This window comes from Methanosarcina sp. UBA5 (assembly GCF_002505485.1).
In the GTDB taxonomy this organism is placed as follows: Archaea; Halobacteriota; Methanosarcinia; order Methanosarcinales; family Methanosarcinaceae; genus Methanosarcina.
In genome coordinates this window covers 1-22,949 of sequence record NZ_DAVG01000054.1, presented here as the reverse complement: position 1 = coordinate 22,949, position 22,949 = coordinate 1, and the positions used below count along the sequence as shown (strand labels likewise).

Below are 22,949 nucleotides of genomic sequence, written 5' to 3'. Positions count from 1 at the left end.
ATATGTCCCTACCTATACCTGATCTTGATGATAAAAGATTTTCCCAGTTGGTAGAAGAAGCAAGAAAACTTATCCCAGGATATTCTTCTGAATGGACGGACCATAACCTGAGTGATCTTGGAATAACCCTTATAGACCTTTTTGCATGGCTTTCAGAGATTGCATTATATCGTACAAACCTTGTAACCGAAAATCACCGCCTTAAATACCTTCAACTTCTTGGAGTTAAACCTCAGCTTTCGAAGCAATCAAGAGTGGATTTAACTTTTACTTCTGATGAAGAGAAGACCTTTAGTAAAGGGAGAAAGGTATGGACAAAAATTAACGACAAGAAAATTTATTTTCAGCTTGAGGAAGATATAACTATATTACCACAGCTCAAAATAGACAAGGAAAATACACTTAAAATACTTGAAAAAATAGTGGTTAATGAACTAACATTAGGTGTTTTTGACAGAAGTTATTCGAATTTAGATGAAAAAGGAGACCTTTTCTTTGCTCCTTTTGGAAATGAAATCCAGAAGGGCTGTGCCATGTACCTTGGTTTTATTTTCCTTGAGAATAAAGTTCCCAATAACTTAGATTTAATGTGTTATCTTTACGAAAAAGACCTGATAGAAATCAAAAAGTATGATATTGAGCTGGATTATAAAGTTGAGAATATAGGACTAAAATGGGAAATATGGGTCAAGAAGGAGAATAAAGGCGAATGGAATCCTGTCCTCCTAGAGGATGAGACTCAAGGTTTCAGAAAAAGTGGAAAAATTGTTTTTAAAAATCTTAACGGCTGGACAGCTTCCCAGATAATCCCAGATCTGGGATATGATGTATCTGATTCAAAAAAAACCTATTTTTGGCTTCGCTGCATGGTGGAAGATGCGTTCTATGAATATCCTCCAAGAATTGAAAATTTGAGACTTAATACTGTTTCAGCAGTCCACGGGCTGATGGTCAACGATGACAATTTAGAGCTTATTAGCAACGGATTGCCAGGTCAGGTTATTGAGCTAAGGGAAACTCCAGTTGTGGATAATACATTAAAATTATCAATCGAAGAAGAAAGATGGGTTGAAGTTCATAACTTTGAACAATCAGGTCCTTCTGATAAGCATTTTGTCCTGGATAAGCAGAAAGGAGAAATAAAGTTTGGAAATGGAAAAAAAGGCATAATCCCACCTAGGGACTCTAATATTACAATAATGGAATACTCTATAGCCAACTGTGAAGAATTTATCAGTAAAGGTTTACCAGATCAACTTTTTGAGCTGAAGGGAATTCCTCCAAATTCAGGAGCGACATTTAAGTTAAAAGTTGATAAAGATGAATGGATTGAAGTTGATTCTTTTGATGGATCAGGACCTTCTGATAGGCATTTTATCTTGGACAGAGAAAATAGGAAAATAAAGTTTGGGAATGGGAAGAATGGAATAATTCCACCTAAAGACTCCACTATTAAAATAAAGAAACTTTCGATAATTGGATATGAAGAGTGGATAAGTAAAGGTTTGCCAGATCAGCTTTTTGAGCTAGAGAAAATTTCTCTAACTCCAGAAGTGACATTTAAATTAATAGTTGAGAAAGATAAATGGATTGAAGTTGATGATTTTGAAGGATCAAAGCGTTCAGATAAGCACTATATCCTGAATAAGGAAAAAGGGAAAATAAAATTTGGGGATGGAATGATGGGGTTTGTTCCATCTCAGGGTTCTATAATAAGAGTACTGGAATATATGACAGGAGGAGGTGAAGAAGGAAATTTAATGCCAGAACGCAGCTGGGAAATAGATGGTTTTAGTGGTTCTATTACAAATTACTTTGCCTCAACAGGAGGTAAAGAGGCACAGACTATTGAAGAGACAATCGAAGACTTCTGTAGAGATCTAAAGACTCCCTATACAGCTGTTACACTACAGGATTTTGAACAACTAGCCATGAGCACACCTGGACTGAGAATAGCCAGAGCAAAAGCGATCCCAAATTATGATCCAAAAACTGATTCTGAAGACTCTGAAGAGAGCAGAGGGTCTGTAACAGTAGTTATTATTCCATATACTCCTCTTGAAGTTTTGAAAATTCCTCCCGAACCTTCGGAAGACTTTAAAAAAGCAGTATGTGCTCAGCTTGATAAACACCGTGTTCTTGGAACTGATATCCATGTAATTTCACCTATTTATGTAAAGGTTATTGTCAATGCCACGGTTGTCCCTGTGGATTCATACCGAGATGATAGCCTCATCCGGAAGAAAGTAATTGAGAAACTGGGACAATTTATTCACCCAATTACAGGAGGAATGAATGAAAATGGATGGCCTATTGGTAGAGACGTTTACCTTTCAGACCTTTATAATATAATAGAAAACATTGAGTGTGTGAATTGCGTTTTAAGGTTGTCAATCTCCGGAGATCAAAATGAATCTTCGGATGCCAATGGAAATCTGATATTGAAGTCCAGGATAGCAAGCATTTATTCAGGCATACACAATGTAGAGATTTTTAGGGAAGCGAATCAGTGCTTTAAGAGAGGTGACAGCTATTCAGGAAAGTAATTACAAACGGATTAATACTCAAACGCTCTTTGAAGATTTTAAAAATATTGGCGATAACCTTAGTCTGGAATTAGGGGATCTAAGGATAGACCACAATTATGTTTACAATCAAGATGACATTTTCAAGGATGTAACTGTAGTTGATGTGGCTCTAGACAGATGCAATACACTTTATCTTGTAGACTTTGAACAGAACTTGTACATATTTCATCCTAATGAAAAAACCTTAGTAAAAATTGGGAACCTTCAGAGAATCCTTTCATTAACATTGAATGTTATTTCCGCAATTGGAGTAGATAGGGATACAATATATATCGCAGACTACGTTTCTAATGATTCAAATTATCAAACCATAAAAATGGGTGTTCGCCTTATTGCCCTTACAAAAAAAGATCTCCAAATTCGCTGGATTCTTACAACCGGACCCGATGGAAGCCCTTTAAATCAAATCTATGCTATTGAATGTGATAATCGGGGAAATATTTACATTCTTGAAGGAAGCGAGAAAAGATTACTTTACTTAAATATTGTTGATGCTTGTTATCCGTCTTTTCGTCTAATTGACTTAACTTTTAAGCTGGAGAACGAGGACTTTCCACAGAGTCTTGCTATAGGTGTCGATGGCAGTCTTTATATTCCAGTTGTAAGTGTCGAGGGTAATAAGAGTACTTTAAGTAAAATAAAAGGGTATGTTTTAAAAATTCTTTTGACAAAAGAAGAAAAATCTATTGAAATAATTGGACCAAAAATTAGTGATTTTTCATTTTCAGGAATTGCAGTTGACATATGGAATCAGATCTTCATAGGTGGATCTAAAACCGGTGACCAATTGCCAATTAGCAAACTTTCAAATAATGAAGATGCCTGGGACTCACTGACAACTTACAAACTTACAAATGAGACTCCTATAGGATCAAGTCGAAAATTAATCAGTGATTTTAAAGGAAATCTTTACGTTATTAACAATAAAGATAAATTGACACTTCTGAATTGTAAAGAATCAAACCTTCAGAACAAAAAAGGTTATTTCGAAGGAATTTACATCTCAAAGCCTATTGACAGCCAGGTCTCCGACACTCACTGGCATAGGCTATTGCTGGAAGGGGACTTCGAGAAAGGTACTCAAGTTGACTTTCAGTATTTTGTGTCAAATACAAAGGAGGAGGGGCCTAAGGATTCAGAATCTATTAAATGGCAGAACTGCGTTTCAAAAGCCTCGGCAATTCAGGGCAATAACAAAAGAGATGCTCTTTTTATAGATGATGCCAAGGGGCGATATCTCTGGTTTAAGCTTATTCTCTCAGGCAATGAAGTACTTTCGCCAGTTGTAAGCTCAATTACTATATTTTTTCCAAGAGTTTCGTACATTGAGTATCTTCCTGGGATTTATCAAGAAGATTCTGTAAGCAAGGGATTGCTTGAGCGTTTTCTTGCTATATTTGAAAGCATATTCTATGAGATTGATTTTACTATTGACCACATAAGCCATTATTTTGATACCAATGGAACACCCTCCAAGTTTTTATCCTGGCTAGGTTCTTGGCTTGCAGTGTCCATGGATGAGGATTGGCCAGAAGACAAAAAGAGAATTTTTATCCGGAATGCAATTTCGTTGTATAAAAAAAGAGGTACGAGAGAAGGGCTTGAGGAGAGCATCGAACTTTTCACCGGCAAAAAGCCTTTTGTAGTTGAGAGGTTTCAGGCGTTTAAAGAATGTACAGGCACTATTTCTCAACCTTGTAATAAAGAAAAAACAATCTCTTTGCCTTTTCAAGAAAGAATATTTTTCCCACCTAGCGATCTCAAGGTGAAAGACTGCCCAGAAAATAAAGCTGCAGCAGGTGAAGTTATGGAAGAACTTTTAATCGACAGGCTTTATGGAACTGAAAGGTTTTGTTTCTACGTGCTGCTGGCAGATCCTGACCTTGATACAACTGCTCAAAGTCGTGTCAGGAGAATAATTGAGGAACAGAAGCCTGCTCACACAAGCTATGAGCTAAAGGTTCTCGAACCATGGTTTTATTTGGATATGCATACGTATCTCGAAGTCAATACTGTGGTTACTGAGCCTAAATTTGTTGTGGGAAAGACATCTATGATAGGTAGGGACACTGTTCTCTATGATACAGAGAAGGCCGGACAGATTGAAAGGCATTCCAGAGTAGGAGTAGATATTCTGCTTTCTTGAAGTGTTATTTAGGTAAAACAGCTTAAAATTTTATATAAATATTAATTATTCAATTTTTTTCAATTAGTACATTTTATGGATTTTATTTAGGAGATCTCCTCGTAAATATGTTACTTTTGATTCTAGGAGAATATAATCAACTTCCAAATCTAGCCAAAGCTATTGATTTTTCGATTCTCCCAATAAAGTGGTCAATATCACTGTTAAAATTTTTTGTTAGTAGGCACCGATTAAAGGGAATAAATTGCTTTAAAAATTAGAGGATGTGAAAAATATGCCAGAAAATGACCAAAATATGAACAATTGCAATTTTACTAAATTTGAAAAAAATAAATATTTTTATGGAAAGTTGATGACAGTCAGGGATTTTGAAACCGAGCAGCAGTATTTTGACAGTAAGCGCTATCTTATTAACAGATTACTTCATGGTACTGGAATAGTATGTGGTTTTCAGGACCTGAAGGTAACAAAAAAAGAAAACGAGCCACTCAAAATAAACTTTGTGGATGGAGGAATGGCTCTTGACTGCTGCGGTCATGAAATAATTGTTCCTTCCAATACGCTGGATAAAGAAATTGTAGATGAATCAGGGAATCCAGTTTCTTCAAATTCTGTGCACAGTGATTTTTATCTTTATCTTAAATATAAGACTTCTTATGGAAGCTATTTAGCTGTAGCTTCAAACTCTTCAAGCTGTGAAGAGAAATGCTGTCCTGGAAGGGTCATTGAAGATTTTGCGGTTGTTTTTTCGTACAAAGCTCCTAGTTCCACGGGTATCCATTGTCGGACAGATTTTCCGTTAGAGCCAGATAAAATCGATGAAGCTGTAAAAAACTGGCTGAATACACTTGAACAGGATAATTGGTCTTGTCCAATGTGCGAGGAAGAAATAGGTAAAGTTTTTCTTGCATCTATCAAAAGTAAGAATGATGGAACCTTTTTTTATGATAAGGAAAATACAAAAAACCACATCTCTGCCATCTTCAGGAACGAAGAGCTATATCAGATTTTTAAATGTCATAGCCTAGACTCTAATAATCCTCATAGAGTAACTGCTTCTCAAATAAATGCTCTGGTTAGTATAAATAATGTAAAGAATCCAGGTGGAAACATAGAACTTATTCCAAATAATTTGATTTCTATTGATGTTGACAATATGAACAAACGTATCACTATAGGAGAGACACATTCCGAGAAAATGGATAATCCACACAATGTCACCGCTGCCCAGGTAAAGGCACTGGCCAGTATTGGGGGGGTAGATAATGCTGAAGGGGCTGAAGGGAAGATAAAACTTATTCAAGATAATTCGATTTCTATTAATGCTGACAATACGAACAAATGTATCACTATAGGAGAGACACATTCCAGGAGAATGGATAATCCACACAATGTCACCGCTGCCCAAGTAGAGGCGCTGAAAAGTATAAACAGCGTGTTCAATCCGGGTGGAAATATAGAACTTGTTAATAAAGGTTCTATTGAAATTACCCCTGAAGATACCTACAATCGAATTCTCATAGGGGAGACACATTCTGAAAGAACAGACAATCCACATAATGTTAACGCCGCTCAGGCAGGTGCACTTGTAAGTGTGGACGGGGTTAGTAATCCCGGGGGAAATATAGACCTTATTGAAGGCACAAATATAATAATAACTCCTGATGAGAATAATAAATCCATAAAAATTGGCTGTACACTGGGGTCAGAAATTCAACCTGCTAAAACTGAGATAAAGAGTATCGGCACCGAGAACCTTGTGGGTACTTCAACCAAGTATGCCCGCGAAGATCATGTACATACGCTGGAAGACAATTTTGTGGACTATAGTAAACTATCAGCAGAACTTCAGGAACAGCTTAGTATTCTTTCTATGTATCTGAGAGAGAGGGCTCTAAAATGTTCTGTTACCAGTTTTAAGAAAGTAGCTGAGGATTTTAAAAATGAGAGAGCCTTTGAGGTTTCGTTGAACTTTAAAAAAGCAATTGGAAAGAAGTTGTATGAGAAGGAAAGCGATTTCATCAATTTCATGGACAGTATGCAGAGCTTGATTAAGGTATGTGCAGAAGAAATCAGCGAGCAGGCTGAGGAAGGATGCCTCAAAGACTTCGAAAACTCTTTAGAAATTCTTAAAAATAAGATTGGCGAAGGTATTGCCCTTAAAATTGCTACCCAGCAGGATGAAGTCTGTTTTTATGCTCTTGAACTGAAGCTTACTGTTAATAATCCAATGTATAAGGCACTGAATTGTACGGCAGTCAGCTTTAAAAAAGTCTCTGACTTGTTCAAAAGTGAGATTGCCAGCAAAATTTCCTTCAATTTTGAAAAAGCGATCGATGGCAGGTTGTATGAGGATGAAGATAAATTCCTGAAATTCATGGAAGAAAATCTCGAATCGCTTAAAGCCCTTCCAGAGGAAATAAAACTTACTGCCAGTGAAGAAAGTCTTAATAATTATATTTCTTCTGTAGATACCTTGGCTGAAGCAATCGCATCAAAAGAGGCTCTCGAAATTGCTGGCAGGCAGCAGGAAGTCTGTTCTTATGCCAAGAACCTTGCTGTCAGTGATGACCCCATTAAGAATCCCATGTACAGGGCACTGAAATGTGCTGTGGGCATCTATAGAGAAGTTTCCAGCAAACTCGAAAGCGACATTGCTGATACAATTTCATTAGAGTTCGAAAAGGCTGTAAACAACAGGCTGTATGATAATGAAAATGACTTTATAAAATTCATGGAAGAAAACATCCATTTACTGAAATCCCTGCCGGAAGAAATCGAAGGCCTTGCTATTGAAGAAGAACTAACCAATTACATTACAGTTGTAAACGAGCTGGCAGATACGGTTAAATCAGGGAAAGCTCTCGAAATTGCTGCCAAGCAGGAAGAACTCTGTTTCTTCGCCCAGAAACTTGACCCTTCCAGTGCTATGTACAGGGCCCTGAAGTGCACCGCGGTTAACTTTGTAGAAATCGCCGATCTGTTTGAAAACAAGACTGCTAAAGCAATTTCGGAGGATTTCGGAAAAGCTGTGGACAAAAAGGTGTATGAAGAGGAAGAGGAATTCATAAAATTCATAGAAGAAAACCTTGAATCATTTGAAGCTTTTGCAAAAGAAATAAAAGAGCTTGCTATTAAAGAAACACTAGATAATTATATTTTATCTGTAGAAAAGCTGTCAGATACGCTTGAATCAAGAGAAGCTGCTAAAATTGCCGCCAGCCAGGAAGAAGTCTGTTCATCTGCCAGGGAACTCAAAATACATCTGATCGCCTGATTTTACTCAACTGTTGAACCTTCAGAAGGAGTTTGATTATGTCTGAACACCAGCAAATTCAGCAGTCCAGAAAACCGGACTCTACTTTTCAAAAGCAAGCAACTTTCACAGTCCAAAATCCTGTATCACATCCAGCTTCTATTATCCAGCGTGCCAGAATCAATCCTAAATCTCTGACACCGGCTGATATTTTACAGCTCCAACGTACGATTGGAAACAGGGCAGTTGGAAGGTTGCTTTCAGAGATTAGAAACACTTCAAAGGTTCAACAGGTACCAATCCAGAGGCAGATAGTATCTGAAGAGGAAAAAGAGCCTTTACAAGGCATGTTTGGAAAAGAATCTGAAGAGGAGACATGTCCTTCATGCAAACAGAGACAGGAAATTCAGGAAGAGGAAGAAACCCTACAAGGTAAGTTTGAAACTATTCAAAGGCTGGAACCTGAAGATGAAGAAAAACTTCAAATGAAATCCATCATTCAGAGACAGGAGATTCCAGAAGAAGAGGAACCTCTTCAAAGAAAAATGATAGGAGCTATCCAATGTCAGGAGATTCCAGAAGAAGAACCGCTTCAGAAAAAGAGTGAAAATAACACAGGAATGCCTGATAACCTCAAGGCTAGCGTGGAGAGTTTGTCTGGAATTGATATGAGCGATGTGAGGGTGCATTATAATTCATCAAAACCTGCTGAAGTAGGGGCTTTGGCGTATACTCAAGGAACAAATATTCATGTAGCGCCGGGGCAGGAAAGGCATTTGCCGCATGAGGCGTGGCATGTGGTGCAGCAAAAGCAGGAAAGGGTAAAGCCTACGATGCAGTTGAAGGATGTGGCGGTGAATGATGACAAGGAATTGGAACATGACGCGGATTTAATGGGAGGGTTAATAGCATCAAACCATCCAATACCCTCAAACATTATCAATAATGGGACTGGGATAAAATATCAATCTAATTATAATAACAAACTGAGACAATATAAACTCGCTTATAGTGACGATCATGGGCAAGTAGCTTTAATCAGTAAAGTTCCAATTCTCAAGAACAACATGGCTACAATATGGAGTGTAGCCCAAGCATTTAATATAAACCCTATACAGTTACATCGAAAACTAGAACTGATGTGCGATCGAAAGAAGCAGTATATATTTTTTCCAACACTTCAACAACACTTTGTTAATGCAGCACATATTATAATAAAAAACGAAGAAAAACGCCTAGATAAATATCAAGAAGATAAGAAGAATGAAGAAATAAGTAGAAGAAAAGAACTGTGGGGAGAGAAACTAGTTAAATATTCAGATGAAGTTTCTAAAGCTCAGGGTCAGCATGACAGGGAGTTAAATAATCATGTGTTAAAAGACGCTGAACGCCATATGAAAATACACCCAGAAGCAAAGAATTCCAGGATGATAAGTATTGCACTAGATGGCGGAAATAATCGTATAGCTGAAGGGTATAGTTCTGAAATTGGGGGATTGTTTAAGAGAGAAAATGGGGTAGTAACACCCACCTCAGATGATGAAAATGCTAGAGAGTTAGCAATAACCCTAAAAAAAATAGCGAAACGAGAAGAATGGGAGGTTTGGAATTGTGCAGAACCTGCTGCTGCCTATAATAGTATTAAAAAAGGTCATCATGATATCGAAAATCTAAACTTTATAGCAGGAGGCTATTATTATGACGGCTGGAAGAGAAAATCACCATGCAACAATTGTAAACAATGGGCAAAAAGAAATGATGAATGGTTAAGATAATAAAAATTCATGTGATTATGAGAGAATTTAGTAGTAATTCTGTGAGAAATAATTATTATAGAGTAAAGTAAATAAACCAGTATTCTTAATTTATGTCTTTCTTTCGGCAGGTAAACATATATCTTAATATCATAGGACTTACGCACTTGAGGATCAAAATCATGATTAATAGACCTTGCTGTTAAATTGATAATTTAGACAGTTGAAGGTTTAGAGCTGTTGTTTTTCAGTTAAACCGCGTAAGTCCTAAATCTCCATGGGAAATTCGATCATGCCCGAGCACCAGCAAATCCATCAATCCAAAAAACCAGAGTCTTCTCCTCAATTTTTCTCTATACCCACACCCACATCAACGCAAATACCTCAAAGACTCTGGAATAAACTTCCTTTCTTTATGCCCTTATCGAACTTCTCATCCAAAAAGGGCTTCTTACAACAGAAGAACTTGATAATCGTAAAAGGCAGGTTGCAGAAAGGCTCGTTAAAAATTCGTTAAAAGCGAGCTCGGCATGATGTATCAGAACCCAATAATGAGAAGATCCTTAATCTGAGTTAGAGGAACGGATTGATAGCTATAACAGTAAAATCTACTTTTTCTGCTTGTTAGATAAATCAAGTAACTAATTAGGTTATTTTTGACATGAGAAATAAAAAAATTACATTAATTTGTTCTAACAATTTGAAAATCAGTTTTTGCTCTATAATTTCCGCAGTTAACTCTACTAATTTTGAATCAAAAGAATTCTAAAAGCTTATCAAGTGGATTTCTGTTTTCATCATATCAGGATAAATTATCATATGGAGATGACTAAATGGCTGAAAGAGCTGTTAAAACTGCCAAAACATCGGAAGCAAAGCAGAGATGCTCTAATTCTTGCAAGCAGAATATGGGCTTCCATTCTTCTGGGTCTGCTGCTGATATAATATTACAGCTTCAGAGAACTGCGGGTAATCGGGCAGTCCAGAAGCTGATCAAATCGGGAGCCTTACAGGCTAAACTTAGGATCGGACAGCCTAATGATCTCTACGAGCAGGAAGCTGATCGGGCAGTGGAGCAGGTAATGAGGGTAACTGATTCTGTTATTCAACTAAAGCAAAATAATTCATTAAGAAGAAATCAATCTCGTACCAATGAGACAACTGCTGGAAGTACCGCTCCTGACATTGCCGTGATGTACCAGTACACAGTTGAAGGGAAGACTTTCAGGCTCACTGAAGCAGAATTCAGTCTTGAGAGAGCCAGAGTCAATAAAAAACTAGAGCTGGATTTTAAGCTACTCGAAGAAGAAGTAATTTTCAATAAACAACAACATCAGGAGTTTCTCGATAAAATACATGGGTGGGCTGGAATAGTTAGTGATATTTTGGGTGACACTGTACCGCCTCATATCGGAATTTGGTCATGGCCCATAAGTCCCATAATAAATGGGCGTAAAGCGTTGCAATTTGGAAATTTGAAATTGGCTGGTAGGCAGTTAAAACTTGCTCAGGACACGTTCCGTGAGGCTCAGAGGGAATGGAATACCTATGTTGACAAGACCTCCGGAGGAGCTCAGAAAGCGATAACAACTCTTGAATATACAAGAGATGTCTCATTTTCAATCGCTATTGGAACTGCCGCTGTTGTCGCTGCACCCGCTGTTGCTGGTGCTCTCGCTGGCGGAGGAACTATAACTGCTGGAGCGGTTCTAGGTTCAGGTGCTATAGTGACTACTGGCGGGGGCATAACTGGCGCTGCCCTGCGAGGTGGTTCATCTGCAGCTGGACAGGCCCTAACTGGTGGACCGATCAGTGGTACAGAAGTATGGAAGGAAATGAAGGCAGGAGCTAAAAGCGGTACAGTTGATGCTGCTAGCTCCGTTGTTGGTTTTGGGGCAGGTAAAGCTTTAGGGCTTGGAACAAAAGGTGTTAGCCTTGGTGGAAAACTAATCAGAGGTGGCTTAGCCGGAGGAGCGAGTGGAGCAACTGGCGGTGCACTTGGATCTACATTAGAGGGAAAATCCGCTAGTGAGATTCTTGAAGATACTGGAAAAGGTGCATTTTCTGGAATGGCAGGTGGTGCCATTGGCAGTGCAGCCAGTCACATATCTACTGGTAGATCAACGATATCAAAATATGTTATAGAGACATTAGGTGAAGTAGGGAGTGGTGCAGCAAGTGCCGCAGTGACCGGGGGTTCGCTTGAAGATATAAAGAAAGCAGCAATAACAAGCGTTGTCTCTGGAATGGCTACATCTGCAGCAACTCATCCAGGTCCGAAAATAACTAGAGGTACAGAGTCTGCACTTGAATTGGATCCTGGTACTCAACCTGCATCTCCAAGTGTATCAAATCCAGTAAAAACTCCCGCCTTTACAAAGGAACCTGAGCCATTCAAGGTCTCACATGAAGCTGCACCGCCAAAGGCAGCTTCATCTAAAGGAAACGAGTCACACACCGTAAAATCTAAGCTGCCAGAACCGATCAAAACTGAAATACCACCGCCAAAGAAGAAATCAAACCGTTCAAAATCCGCCAAGTCTAAAAGGGAGGCAGAATACCTCAAAGAAAAAAAGCAGTTGAGTCAGCAAGCTATAGAGGAAGGAGCTATAGAGAGAGAAAGCCGAATAGATGAACGTTCTGAGAAAGCCAAACGGAAGAGTCGTGATATAGAGCGTAGACAAGCCCGCCTTAGAGAACAAGGGCAAAATGAGGCTGAACAATCGCCGACACCTAAATTTGATTTTACTGACGCTGAATTCAATGAAGGATTCTCACTAGTGGCTGAAAAACCTGGCGTGCAAGTGCCAGTTAACAAAACTGGTGATCCAGCAAAGGTACTCGAAGTTGGGGCGGGATTGAAACAGACAGACCTCGGTCTACCTCCTAACGAGGAATTGGTCAATGTTACTCAATCGGATAAAAATCCGTCACGATCTAACGTCATGGAACTCGATGCTGAGAAGCCTTTGCCGCCGGAAATGAATGGAGAATACGACTCAATTATGATCAACAACCCACGGAGATATGTGCCTAATATTGAAAAACTTGGTAAGGCTCTCAAGCCTGGTGGGCGTATTATCGTTCAGGGTAAAGGTGAAGTGTTTAAAGGTATGCGGGGCGCTAATCCAGACTTTGAAAAAGTGCTCAAAATGCCAGCACCTCTTGGCTACAAGAAAATTATCGATCTCTCACCCAGTGGTTCGGCTCCGATTACGCCGGATCAAATACTTGGAGGGCCATTCTATAGCACTACTGGTGAGCCTATTGGCTGGCCAAATGGACGTGTCATCTTCGGAAAGCTACCTGAAGGCCCATTTGCAAAAGAGGCTATCACGGCTACAGGAAAAACAAAGGTACTTGCTTCCGGTACAGAAGTTACTGGAGAGGGGAAAGCACTAGCAGAGGGTGGAAAAGCTGCCGCTGCTTATGATGATATTGATCTCACTAGTCTCAGACAGGCAGCACGCACAGATCCGGAAGCGGTGGAGGCATTGCGGTTACGGTACAAGAATATGTCGGACTTCGAGCTTTTCCAGCGTTTTGCGGACGATGCAGATGAAACCGCTGCAGCAATCATCCGTCAGAAATTCCCATCTAATGAGGCCGCTCTTAAGAAAATTCTCGGCAAGGACTACCGGCCGCCCCACAGTGCCACGGCAGTCCTTCGTCGAGGTGGCAGGGTGGTACGTTACGAGAAGCTCGAGAGTGGTCACGTGGCTGATCTGCCGGCAGAGGAGCGTGCCCTTGGCTTTCCAAGGAATAGACTTGCAACCCACACGGAAAGGTGGGCTATTCGACGGATTGACCTACACCCTGGAGATTCTCTCGAGATCCGTGGGCAGTATGATCCGTGCGATTCATGTATAAAGGCCATGTCGGAGGCAGCTACTCGGACTCGAGCAACCATTAAGTACTGGTGGCAAGGTGGCTCGATGACCTTTTTTCCTAATTGATGGATATGACTAAAAGGCAAAAGTTATTTTATTTTTTCATTTTGTTCGCGTTTGGGTAACTTAAGGAGGATTTGCTGGCTAAACAAGGAGCATTTATTAACTAGAACTTTGAATTCTTTTCAGTTTAATTCATTTCACTATCGGTTCACTATCGGCTAATCGATCTCAAATATTTCAATTTAACTTCCTGCAGCTCTGAGCTTCCTTATAACATAAATCGAATTCTGGAACCCAACTAGGAGTAGAAAAATGTCCGGCCACTATAATCTCGTCTCCTGGAATGTAAACGGCCTCCGAGCCGCAATAAAAAAAGATTTTCTTGAGCTCTTGCTGAAACAGAAATTTGATATTGTCTGCATTCAAGAAACTAAAGTCTCTCCTGATAGACTCCCGAGAGAAGCAAAGAATATTCCGGGCTATTATAATTATTTTGTCTCAGCAGAAAAAAACGGCTACAGTGGGGTCGGAATCTTCTCAAAGAAAAAGCCTCTTAATCTCGAAACAGGCATGGGAATCGAAAAATTTGACAGGGAAGGCCGTTTTCTGCGGGCCGATTACGAGGACTTTACCTTAATGAATGTCTATTTTCCTAACGGCAAAGCCTCTCTAGAGCGCCTGGAATACAAAATGGACTTTTACGAGGCTTTTTTAAACTATGCAAACGCCCTCAAAGCAGAAGGCAAAAAGCTTGTCATCTGCGGGGACGTAAATACAGCTCATAAAGAGATCGACCTTGCCCGTCCAAAGCAAAACGAGATGATATCCGGTTTTCTCCCTGAAGAAAGGACATGGATGGATAAATTCCTTGCTGCCGGCTATCTTGACACCTTTCGCATGTTCAATCCAGAAGGCGGAAATTATTCCTGGTGGTCAATGAGAACAGGCGCACGTAAAAGAAATGTAGGGTGGCGGCTGGACTACTTTTTCGTAAGTGAAAAACTGCGGGACAATGTAAAATCTGCCCCGATTTACAGTGAAATCATGGGCTCGGATCACTGTCCTGTCGGGCTTGAACTCGAATTTTAAGAAAGAATATTCACAACAGTATCAAAACAAAAAAACAATGTTAAAACACCATTAAAAACACCATTAAAAAGAAAAAAGAAAATGCATAGGAAAGAGCCCAGAGGCACTGGATCTATTTACTGCATCCCCCAATACAGTCTCTTCGAAAGTTATGCTCCCCCAAGCATACTGTCTCGAAGAAGGATCAGTGGCTTCCGGGCAATCTTTACGTAGTAGATTCCAATTTACCCCTCTACTCCGACTTCCCAACTCCAGAATATACTAATAATTTAAATTATTTTAAATTATTTATATCAAAAATTGTTTTCAAACAAATAATAGTTTAACGTAAAGAATTTTAAGGCCATTATAATTTTTTAATATAATCTGTCTCTTTTATAAGCCTGCTATTTTTAATGCAATTAAATTTTTCAATATAATATAATTATTTGATTATATTATAATTTAAATTCATAAACAATCTTTCGTATCGGTTATGATATATATCCTCACACCACTATAGGGGTATAGATTAGGAGTAATAGGGTTTCCTCTTAATCTTTGGGTTGGATCGCAGGTAGGGATCTGAGAATAGGGACTCGGTAACCCTACCATCTACTTCTTAACTGATTTTCAGATAACTCATCTTAAGAGGCATTGAATAAATTTACAATTTTCTTAGATATTTATTATATATCTTATTATATCTTATTATATCTTACTATATGCCTTATACCTAATCTCAAAGATTCGAACAAGCATTCCCTAAATAGATTCCTTATTAACTCTTTTAATTCTCATATAATTTTAGATTTTAATTCTGTTAGGCCCCCACTTTATGCTTGTTTTAGGGATATACTTGTTTTAGCCCGCAGGTACTGACGATTTTTACCAGCTTTCAAAACCCCGAAAAAAACCCGAGTTTTCATCAGTCACTTGCAATCAAATAATTCCTAATAACTGATATTCAGTCGTAACTCTAATATAAAATCCATTCCGGGACGATTTATTAATAAAGTATGCAATGAATATATGGATTAACCAGTGAATACATTGTAATTATTTTTTGATTGGTATGTCACTTCGCTGTTTGTAAGGAGGATAAAATGGGGCTTCTGAGTGAGTTTAAAGATTTTCTTTATGAATATAAGGTAATCCCGCTTGCAATTGCCTTTATTATGGGTATCGCATCCACGGCTCTTATAAAATCTCTTGTGGACAACATTGTAATGCCAATTATCACACCTTTCGTTCCTGGTGGAGCCTGGAAAACTGCAACCCTTGAAATCGGGCCAATAGTACTGAGCTGGGGGGCTTTTCTGGGAGAATTGATAAATTTCATTATTATTGCATTCGTGGTCTTCATGATTGCAAAAAAGGTATTAAAAGAGGAAAAAGTGAACAAAAAGTAACTGAAAAACTATTTAGAATAAGGAAAAAAACGAATCTGGGCTTTATAACCGTGAAAAAACGGAAAAATATTCTCATTTTCTTAATCTCTTACTTTTCACATTTTCAGTGGTTTATTACATCAGGAGCGCAGAGGGTCACAAATACTCACTCTTACAGACTGTCCTACAATTCAATTTTAGGGTAAAAAGGTGGCAAAAAAGGATATAAAGTTTTAAAATTGAAAAAGAAGGAATTAATTTGCTTCTTTTCTGCAAAATTTTCTTTATATTCCTTAGAGGCTGTCTTAAAACTCAAATCATTCATACAATTGGATCGTGGACAATGTTAACTTTAAATCAGATCGTAAATTTTTCTGAAATTCAGGTATATCGGCCTTAAGTTTTTCCATATTAGTTACGTACTTGATGTATAAAATCAAGCATATTAAGCATCATGGTTTGAATTTACATTAGATATTAGCGATTTGATGCTATTGTTTTTCAGTTCAATGCTTAAGTCTTATCCTAATTATGAGATCAAGTTTAATTTTAAGGCAGCTTCTTAGAAAAAATAGAGCTTAGAAAAAAGAGAACTTTTTCGAAAATGAAAAAATGGCTGTATCAGCACCAAAATTACTTTTTATTTTTGGTCTAAAGGTATCAGAAAACTTTAAAAGATTTACTTATTTTGAGTTTCATCCAGAGCTGGCCAGATTACTATTAGTGATTTCAGGTTTTACCAAGAGCTTTCTAAATATATTTTTGAATGCTCGGTCACAACCTTCAGCTTTCTTCAAGCAGATGCCCGCAGATAAGAATATTTCGATGTTGTTGTTTTTGCTTTTGTATTTAACCTAATTATAGAACAATACTTAATGAGAACAGACCAGCTGGAAGTTTCTTCCTGTCTTTTTTGCCGAAATCCTATTTTTATTATCGTCTTTTATTTTCTATAAGCTGCATTCATAGATCCAGATCTTAAGAGATTCATTAAAATCGAGCCTATCCCATAACTCAGACTGTTTCTCCAAATTTCGAATCAGGAATAATCAATAAGTTTTCTATCAGGGGAAATAGTTATGAAACTCTTATCGATTTTGAGGAATACTGGTTTTGGGATGAGCTCATCAATAAACTTTCTATATTTAACGCGCCTACAGCACTTTATATTTATAAGATGGATCTAATTTATCTGCAGGACCCAAATTTTACCTGTAGCAATAAACATAAAAATTAGCATCGGAATAATTATTATATAGAAAAGTAGATAAAAAAGATCATAGAGTTTATATATATAAATGAAAATGATACTTTTCTAGTACAACCAGAATTATGAAATAACAATTATTTTTATGAGTTGACTCGTCAGTAAACAGATGCTACAGAGACCGATTCACATAAACTTAAGATTTCATATATAAGGTTTGAGACTATGAAAAACAAAATAATTGCATTTGATTTCCTGAGAGCTTTAGCAATAGCAATGATCATTCCGGCTCACTTAAGTAACTTTTTATCTTTTCCGTACATCAAGTTAGCCCTTTATGCCGTTGATCCTTTTGTCGCAAACATGGGACTGGGACTTTTTATATTTATGAGCGGATATTTGTTATATTATAATAACCACTCAATAAACTCATTCCAGAGCGTATTGTCTTTCTACAGGAAACGGCTCCTGAGGATCTTTCCCCTTTATTGGGCTGCTATCGCCGCTTTTACACTCGTGTTCTTTATATTTGCTCCAAAGCTAAACTCAGGTTTTGAATTCCCCAATGCCGAACATGTGTTTAGTTTTCATAATATAATCATGCATATACTCGGGCTACAAATCTTCCTTGCCCCTGCATATGTATCCCCAATGCTGACATTATATTTTATAGGTTTAATTATTGTCTTCTATACAATTTATCCGCTTATCATTATGCTTTCAAAAAGCTCAAAACAGATCTTACTTTCTTCTTCTCTCATATTTCTCGGATGCTTGTTAATCTCAAGAACTTTTAACATTATTGAGTCCCGTTTTTTTATGTTTTTCCCAATATTCATTTTTGGGATTATTACCTGTAAAGAAAGCATATTTGAGAAGTCAATGATAATTAACAAGAAAAATCCTTTTGTCCAGATACTGCTGGCTGCCCTTCCTATTATGCTTGTACTAGTTATCGTTTTAGGCTCAAGAACAACCCTTCTCCTGGACCAAAAGGCTTCATTTACTATTGAATCTGCGGGCAGCGGCACTATAGGATCTTCTACAGTGGTATCAATGCTAGAAAGTATAGCAGGTTCACTGGGCCTGAGTTACCTTGTCTTAAAATTTATTATTGATTCTGTGCTTCTTAACTTATTTGTAATAATATTCTGTGTTCTAGAATACAGGTTTGCAATGAAATTTATCAATAATGAATTTTCAAGCTCCTTGAGCTCTATGTTTACATATGTCGCTACAGCTTCATATTGTATCTATTTGTTCCACAGGCCATTTCTGGCGCTCTGGAACTCAGGGACACACTTTATAAGTAGTCCAATCCTGCATGATATCATCCTCATCTTCATAGCGCTACCTATCCTGGTCGTCATCTCGTATCACCTACAGATTCTCGAATTAAATTTGAAAAAGCACATTTTACATAAGAAAACCCCTCGCAAAGATTGTCACTTTATAGGCTCTTCAAATAGCTCCGGTAAGTGAGTGTCTGGTAAAAAAACTCCTGTAAAAAATCGAGTTTTAAAACCTAGGACTGAAATCTCTAATGCCGAGTCCCGTCACCCGAGTCTCGGGAGGACGGAGCCCTTTTCGCTTCGCTCAAGAGGGCTGAATTGTAATGAAGGTACTGAGCTGAGTCAAGAGGGTTTATTTACCCAGGTTCCGTCTGAAAACCAAGGGTAACTTCACTTATTTTTGATAACTCAAGCAGACTAAGCAAAGAAGATTATTTCAAAATTCTCTTTATTCCGTGTTTTTCTGTTCTGCAGTTATTATCATGAACGAGCTTACGACTCACGGCATGTAATTAGTATGACGTGAACGCATCCATAAAGAGCACTCACGTCACAGAAGAAAAAATAGCAGCATAGCTTTTGCATATCGCATAGATTAAAAATCAGAATAAATAATAGAGATAAGAATAATTCTTGAAAAAGGCTCGAGAAAAAGCGCTGAGGGGGAGATTCGAACTCCCGTAGCGCGAAGCGCTACCGGTTTTCAAGACCGGCGCCGTAGTCCGCTGGGCTACCTCAGCAGGTTGAAATAATTATTCTTACAGCTTTCGCAAAGTGAAAGGTGCAGATCACCATGAGATTCCGGAAAGCGTATACAACAAACCCGATTATGATATATAAAATTTGCGAAGAGAAAGAGCTCTTCGCTTCTCTGAATAATTGATAGCTGAAATCAGACTTCCGGCTCTGAGGATTCCTCAGTTTCGGGTTTGGACTCGGATTCAGCTTCGGCCTTAACTTCGGGCTCGGCTGGAATCTGAGTTTCGGATTCGGCTGTAACCTTTTCAATGAACTGAACTTCCTTAAAGTCAGCATACTTGAAAAGTTCGGATGCAACTCTGTTCTTTGCCATGAGCCAGCGCTGGTTAAAGGTCAGGCCTGTGGGGATATAAATCTTTGCAACGCCATCAGCAGTCTCGATTTCCAGGTCCCTTAGACCGGTATAGAGGGCAAGCAGACCCTGAATTTTTTCAACTTCAGTCTCAAGAACCTTTTCAATAGTGTACTCATAGGTAACGGTCTTGCCTGCAAGGGGACTGTTAAAGTCCACAGTGACCCTGCGGCCTATAACCCTGCTGACAACTCCTCTTCTGCCATCTACCTCAACAGGAAGGCCAGGATGAACATTCCGGTCTTTAAGTTTCGTGATGGAAATAGTTTCCACAAGTTTGGGGTTGCTCAAGCCAAAAGCCTTTTCCGGAGAGATTACAACGCTTCCGCTGTACCCAACTTCCTTCCCTTCGAGATCTTCATCAAGGCCTTCAATAGTATGACCTGCCCCGACAATAACAACGTCTCCGCCGTAAAGCCCACTCGGATTAAAGATCTCCTCTTTTTTTGCAAGTTCTTCGTCTGTTGTGTCGAAAATCTTGCCATCTTCGAACTTACCTGTGTAGTTCAACTTTATGAAATCGCCTTTCTGGATTGCCATAATTTTCAACTCTTTTATTAAATTAACTGAATTGATAAGCAAGAAAACTATTCATTGTCAGCTAAATTCAGCGTAAATGTGTTTCACGCTATAGAACTCTGCCTTTAATAAGCTTTTTGGGAATCCGCAGGGTTACTGCCGATCTGACGGATACTTATAAAAAATTGTGATTTTACAAAAAATTCACCAGAATCAGTACCATTCGACCTTGAAATTTACTTTGAGCAAACAACTGACTTGAAAATAAGCAGGTAAAACTATTTTACTTTCTATTTATGGTGATTACCAGCTTTTGCAGAAATGCCCTTTTTCTGTAAATCTCCCGGACAAAAACAAAGGTTCCGGCAGGAAAATTTCTATCCTGGCACTTTGAGTCTGATGGATTTCTAAGTCTAATGCACTTTCTCATATTTCATATGTCTTTCGATTACTATTTATGCCACGAAATTACAATAAAATATTAGAATATAATTTTGGAAACCACAGTTTGGAATTTGGGGTCTATTATTAGTTTTTCCATTCAGTATCCTATTGAATTTGGTCCACCAAGATGTGTGGAATAGAGTAATTAACAGAAAATGTTCGTAACATAAAATGTTCGTTTTCGGGAGGGGTATATGGAAAAGAAGCTTATGAGAATAGGGGTTTCCCTACCCGGGGACCTTCTGGACAAGTTTGATAAAACTCTTCTGAAGAGAGGGTATTCCTCTCGGTCTGAGGGAATAAGGGATGCCATAAGGACATATAACCAGCACTATGAATGGATGCAGCAGATCAAGGGTAAAAGAGCTGCGACGATTTCTATTGTATATGATTGCTCAAAAAAAGGAATATCGAGCACCCTGGCAAGTATTCAGCATGAAAACATGGATCTGATAAATTCTTCAGTGCACTTCCACATTGAGCCGAATTCGTGTTTTGAAGTAATAATTCTGCAGGGAGAGGGGGAGAAAATAACAGAGCTGACTGAAAAAATTCTAAGTTTAAAGGGAGTTAAGCACTCCAGGTTAACAACTATTCCAGAAGAGAAGATTGAAAAGTGAACATAAAAAGGAGACTTAAAAGCCTTCTAATCTTGGAAGCACGGAATTTAAAGAATTATATAGAGGTTAATTCGCTAATTGTTATACTCGCTTAAACTCGCATAAAAGTGATCTGTATGGGTCTAACAAAAATTCAAGTTACATTAAATATATATGTAACGAGTTTCGAGAGATGGATACAGGATACTATTACTACTCTGTACACAATAAAATGGAGACAGGTAGAGAAAGAAAACGTTGTATCCATAGAGGACTCCATGCTTCCTGAAATTATTCGAATTCAGTCTGAAGGCTTTGGAACTAAAAGCCGGAATGGTGTTAAACGATATTCAAAAAGAATGAAAAAGATTTTTTATGTAATAAAAAGCTATGATCAGGTTGTGGGTTACTGCATATATTATTTGAAGCCTATTCTGTCTTTAAATGGTTTTAAGAAAAAATCTGTAATTTATTCAATTTCAATAGATATGAATTTTAGAAGAAAGCACTATGGAGAGAAATTATTAAAAGAAAGCATCAAAGAAATGAGATTAAATGGAATATCTTCGATTATCTTATATGTAAATACGGAAAACCTTCCTGCCATAAGGTTGTATGAAAAAATGGGCTTCAGGAAAATTAAAGAAATAAAAGATATATGTGGCCCGAAAGAGACGTGCTATGAAATGGAATTAAGAATTCTTTAATTTTCAGGTCTTTCTATAATTCCTTAAGCTCTATAAATCTTACAAATTCCTCTCGAACTTTTTGATACAACCCCCTTAAATACAGATTTTTTATACAGTAAATGCGATTTTATTCAAACGCTCTTTTTATACGATAATAATCTGGAATTTTACCTGACCTTTTTTCCTCGATGCAATATTTGAGAAATGTTGTTAAAAGATATGTTTAAATAAGGATCGAATTTTCTAAGACGCATATAATAACCTGGCTGTGGCGAGCTTTTATCATTGTAAAATTGTAAATTTTTAATTGTTTAAAATAATAAACTTTTAAGAAATGATATATTACCAATGGTCTTGTCTAAAAGTGACTTTTATGGGGATTACAAAACTTCACACCCGATCAGTTGGATACTTAATGAGTTTTAAGAAACTGCTGCGAGATATCACTGGTAATCTGCTGGTAAGAAAATGGAAGTCGATAGAAAAAGAAGATATTGTTTCTATAGAGGACTCCATGCTTCCTGAAGTTCTTAGAATCCAAGCTGAAGGATTTAAAGACGGATGCCCGGAAAAGCTTATAAGATATTCGAAGAATTCAAAAAATATTTTTTATGTTATGGAGAGAAGGAATAAAATCGTGGGCTACTGCGTCTACTACCTGAAACCTTCACTTTCCCTCAAAGGCTTTGAGAAAAAATCAGTAGTATCCTCAATTGCAACTATCAGAAGTTTTAGAGGCAAAGGTTTTGCTGAGAAGTTATTAAGGAGCAGTATTGAAGAAATGAAGGTAAATGGAATATCGTCCGTTCTCTTATATGTCAATGTAAACAATCTTCCTGCGATACAGTTATACAAAAAAATAGGCTTTCGGAAAATAAAACAGGTAAAAAATATCTGCGGCCAGAAAGAGAGATGTTATGAGATGGAACTGAGACTTGCTTGAAACGCTTCCTTGTATTACTTATTTTCCTTTTGATATATTTTTTCATATT

Annotated in this window: 12 protein-coding genes and 1 tRNA gene; 11 read left to right on the top strand and 2 right to left on the bottom strand. The window is 37.9% G+C overall.

Going from position 1 to position 22,949, the window contains the following annotated elements; genetic code table 11:
* Positions 1-2: 2 nt before the first annotated feature.
* The 8 genes from BP621_RS05490 to BP621_RS05455 all read left to right on the top strand — a co-directional run bounded on the left by BP621_RS05490 (position 3) and on the right by BP621_RS05455 (position 18,785).
* Entirely contained in the window at positions 3-2,546 is a 2,544-nt protein-coding gene (locus BP621_RS05490; RefSeq protein WP_292388408.1) for a baseplate J/gp47 family protein, read from the top strand.
* Complete coding sequence (locus BP621_RS05485; protein WP_292388407.1) at positions 2,524-4,734, top strand: phage tail protein; 2,211 nt, start codon at positions 2,524-2,526, stop codon at positions 4,732-4,734. The genes BP621_RS05490 and BP621_RS05485 overlap by 23 nt, the downstream gene beginning before the upstream one ends.
* Positions 4,735-5,086: 352 nt before the next feature.
* Positions 5,087-8,011: a hypothetical protein gene (locus BP621_RS05480; protein ID WP_292388406.1), complete on the top strand. Its 2,925-nt coding sequence runs from the start codon at positions 5,087-5,089 to the stop codon at positions 8,009-8,011.
* 38 nt (positions 8,012-8,049) lie between these two features.
* Positions 8,050-9,765: a DUF4157 domain-containing protein gene (locus BP621_RS05475; protein ID WP_292388405.1), complete on the top strand. Its 1,716-nt coding sequence runs from the start codon at positions 8,050-8,052 to the stop codon at positions 9,763-9,765.
* A gap of 1,454 nt (positions 9,766-11,219) precedes the next feature.
* On the top strand, positions 11,220-13,700 hold the full coding sequence (locus tag BP621_RS05470; protein WP_292388404.1) for a hypothetical protein: 2,481 nt from the start codon (positions 11,220-11,222) through the stop codon (positions 13,698-13,700).
* Between the two features lie 249 nt (positions 13,701-13,949).
* Positions 13,950-14,726, top strand: coding sequence for an exodeoxyribonuclease III (locus BP621_RS05465; RefSeq protein WP_292388403.1), 777 nt, complete (start codon positions 13,950-13,952; stop codon positions 14,724-14,726).
* A 1,085-nt stretch (positions 14,727-15,811) separates the two neighbouring features.
* Positions 15,812-16,117 carry an MscL family protein gene (locus BP621_RS05460; protein ID WP_292388402.1) on the top strand — a complete coding sequence of 102 codons (306 nt, stop codon included), beginning with the start codon at positions 15,812-15,814 and terminating at the stop codon, positions 16,115-16,117.
* A 1,411-nt stretch (positions 16,118-17,528) separates the two neighbouring features.
* On the top strand, positions 17,529-18,785 hold the full coding sequence (locus BP621_RS05455) for an acyltransferase family protein (protein ID WP_292388401.1): 1,257 nt from the start codon (positions 17,529-17,531) through the stop codon (positions 18,783-18,785).
* A gap of 465 nt (positions 18,786-19,250) precedes the next feature.
* On the opposite strand, the gene BP621_RS05450 is transcribed toward BP621_RS05455, so the two are convergent.
* Both BP621_RS05450 and BP621_RS05445 read right to left on the bottom strand, forming a co-directional pair.
* A tRNA-Ser gene (locus tag BP621_RS05450) sits at positions 19,251-19,335 on the bottom strand.
* A gap of 152 nt (positions 19,336-19,487) precedes the next feature.
* Positions 19,488-20,246, bottom strand: coding sequence for a peptidylprolyl isomerase (locus BP621_RS05445; protein WP_292388400.1), 759 nt, complete (start codon positions 20,244-20,246; stop codon positions 19,488-19,490).
* Positions 20,247-20,863: 617 nt separating this feature from the next.
* Here BP621_RS05445 and nikR point away from each other — a divergent pair.
* From nikR to BP621_RS05430, 3 genes are all read left to right on the top strand, one after another.
* On the top strand, positions 20,864-21,289 hold the full coding sequence (gene nikR, locus BP621_RS05440; RefSeq protein ID WP_292388399.1) for a nickel-responsive transcriptional regulator NikR: 426 nt from the start codon (positions 20,864-20,866) through the stop codon (positions 21,287-21,289).
* 116 nt (positions 21,290-21,405) lie between these two features.
* Positions 21,406-21,975 carry a GNAT family N-acetyltransferase gene (locus tag BP621_RS05435; protein ID WP_292388398.1) on the top strand — a complete coding sequence of 190 codons (570 nt, stop codon included), beginning with the start codon at positions 21,406-21,408 and terminating at the stop codon, positions 21,973-21,975.
* 397 nt (positions 21,976-22,372) lie between these two features.
* Positions 22,373-22,900 (top strand): GNAT family N-acetyltransferase, encoded by a 528-nt coding sequence (locus tag BP621_RS05430; protein WP_349682049.1) that lies wholly within the window; start codon positions 22,373-22,375, stop codon positions 22,898-22,900.
* The last annotated feature ends 49 nt before the right edge of the window (positions 22,901-22,949 follow it).

Excerpts from the sequence above, each read along its gene's own strand:
- BP621_RS05490 (WP_292388408.1), top strand. The coding sequence starts at position 3 with ATGTCCCTACCTATACCTGATCTTGATGATAAAAGATTTTCCCAGTTG.
- BP621_RS05480 (WP_292388406.1), top strand. The coding sequence starts at position 5,087 with ATGACAGTCAGGGATTTTGAAACCGAGCAGCAGTATTTTGACAGTAAG.
- BP621_RS05475 (WP_292388405.1), top strand. The coding sequence starts at position 8,050 with ATGTCTGAACACCAGCAAATTCAGCAGTCCAGAAAACCGGACTCTACT.
- BP621_RS05465 (WP_292388403.1), top strand. The coding sequence starts at position 13,950 with ATGTCCGGCCACTATAATCTCGTCTCCTGGAATGTAAACGGCCTCCGA.
- BP621_RS05460 (WP_292388402.1), top strand. The coding sequence starts at position 15,812 with ATGGGGCTTCTGAGTGAGTTTAAAGATTTTCTTTATGAATATAAGGTA.
- BP621_RS05455 (WP_292388401.1), top strand. The coding sequence starts at position 17,529 with ATGAAAAACAAAATAATTGCATTTGATTTCCTGAGAGCTTTAGCAATA.
- BP621_RS05445 (WP_292388400.1), bottom strand. The coding sequence starts at position 20,246 with ATGGCAATCCAGAAAGGCGATTTCATAAAGTTGAACTACACAGGTAAG.
- nikR (WP_292388399.1), top strand. The coding sequence starts at position 20,864 with ATGGAAAAGAAGCTTATGAGAATAGGGGTTTCCCTACCCGGGGACCTT.
- BP621_RS05435 (WP_292388398.1), top strand. The coding sequence starts at position 21,406 with ATGGGTCTAACAAAAATTCAAGTTACATTAAATATATATGTAACGAGT.
- BP621_RS05430 (WP_349682049.1), top strand. The coding sequence starts at position 22,373 with ATGAGTTTTAAGAAACTGCTGCGAGATATCACTGGTAATCTGCTGGTA.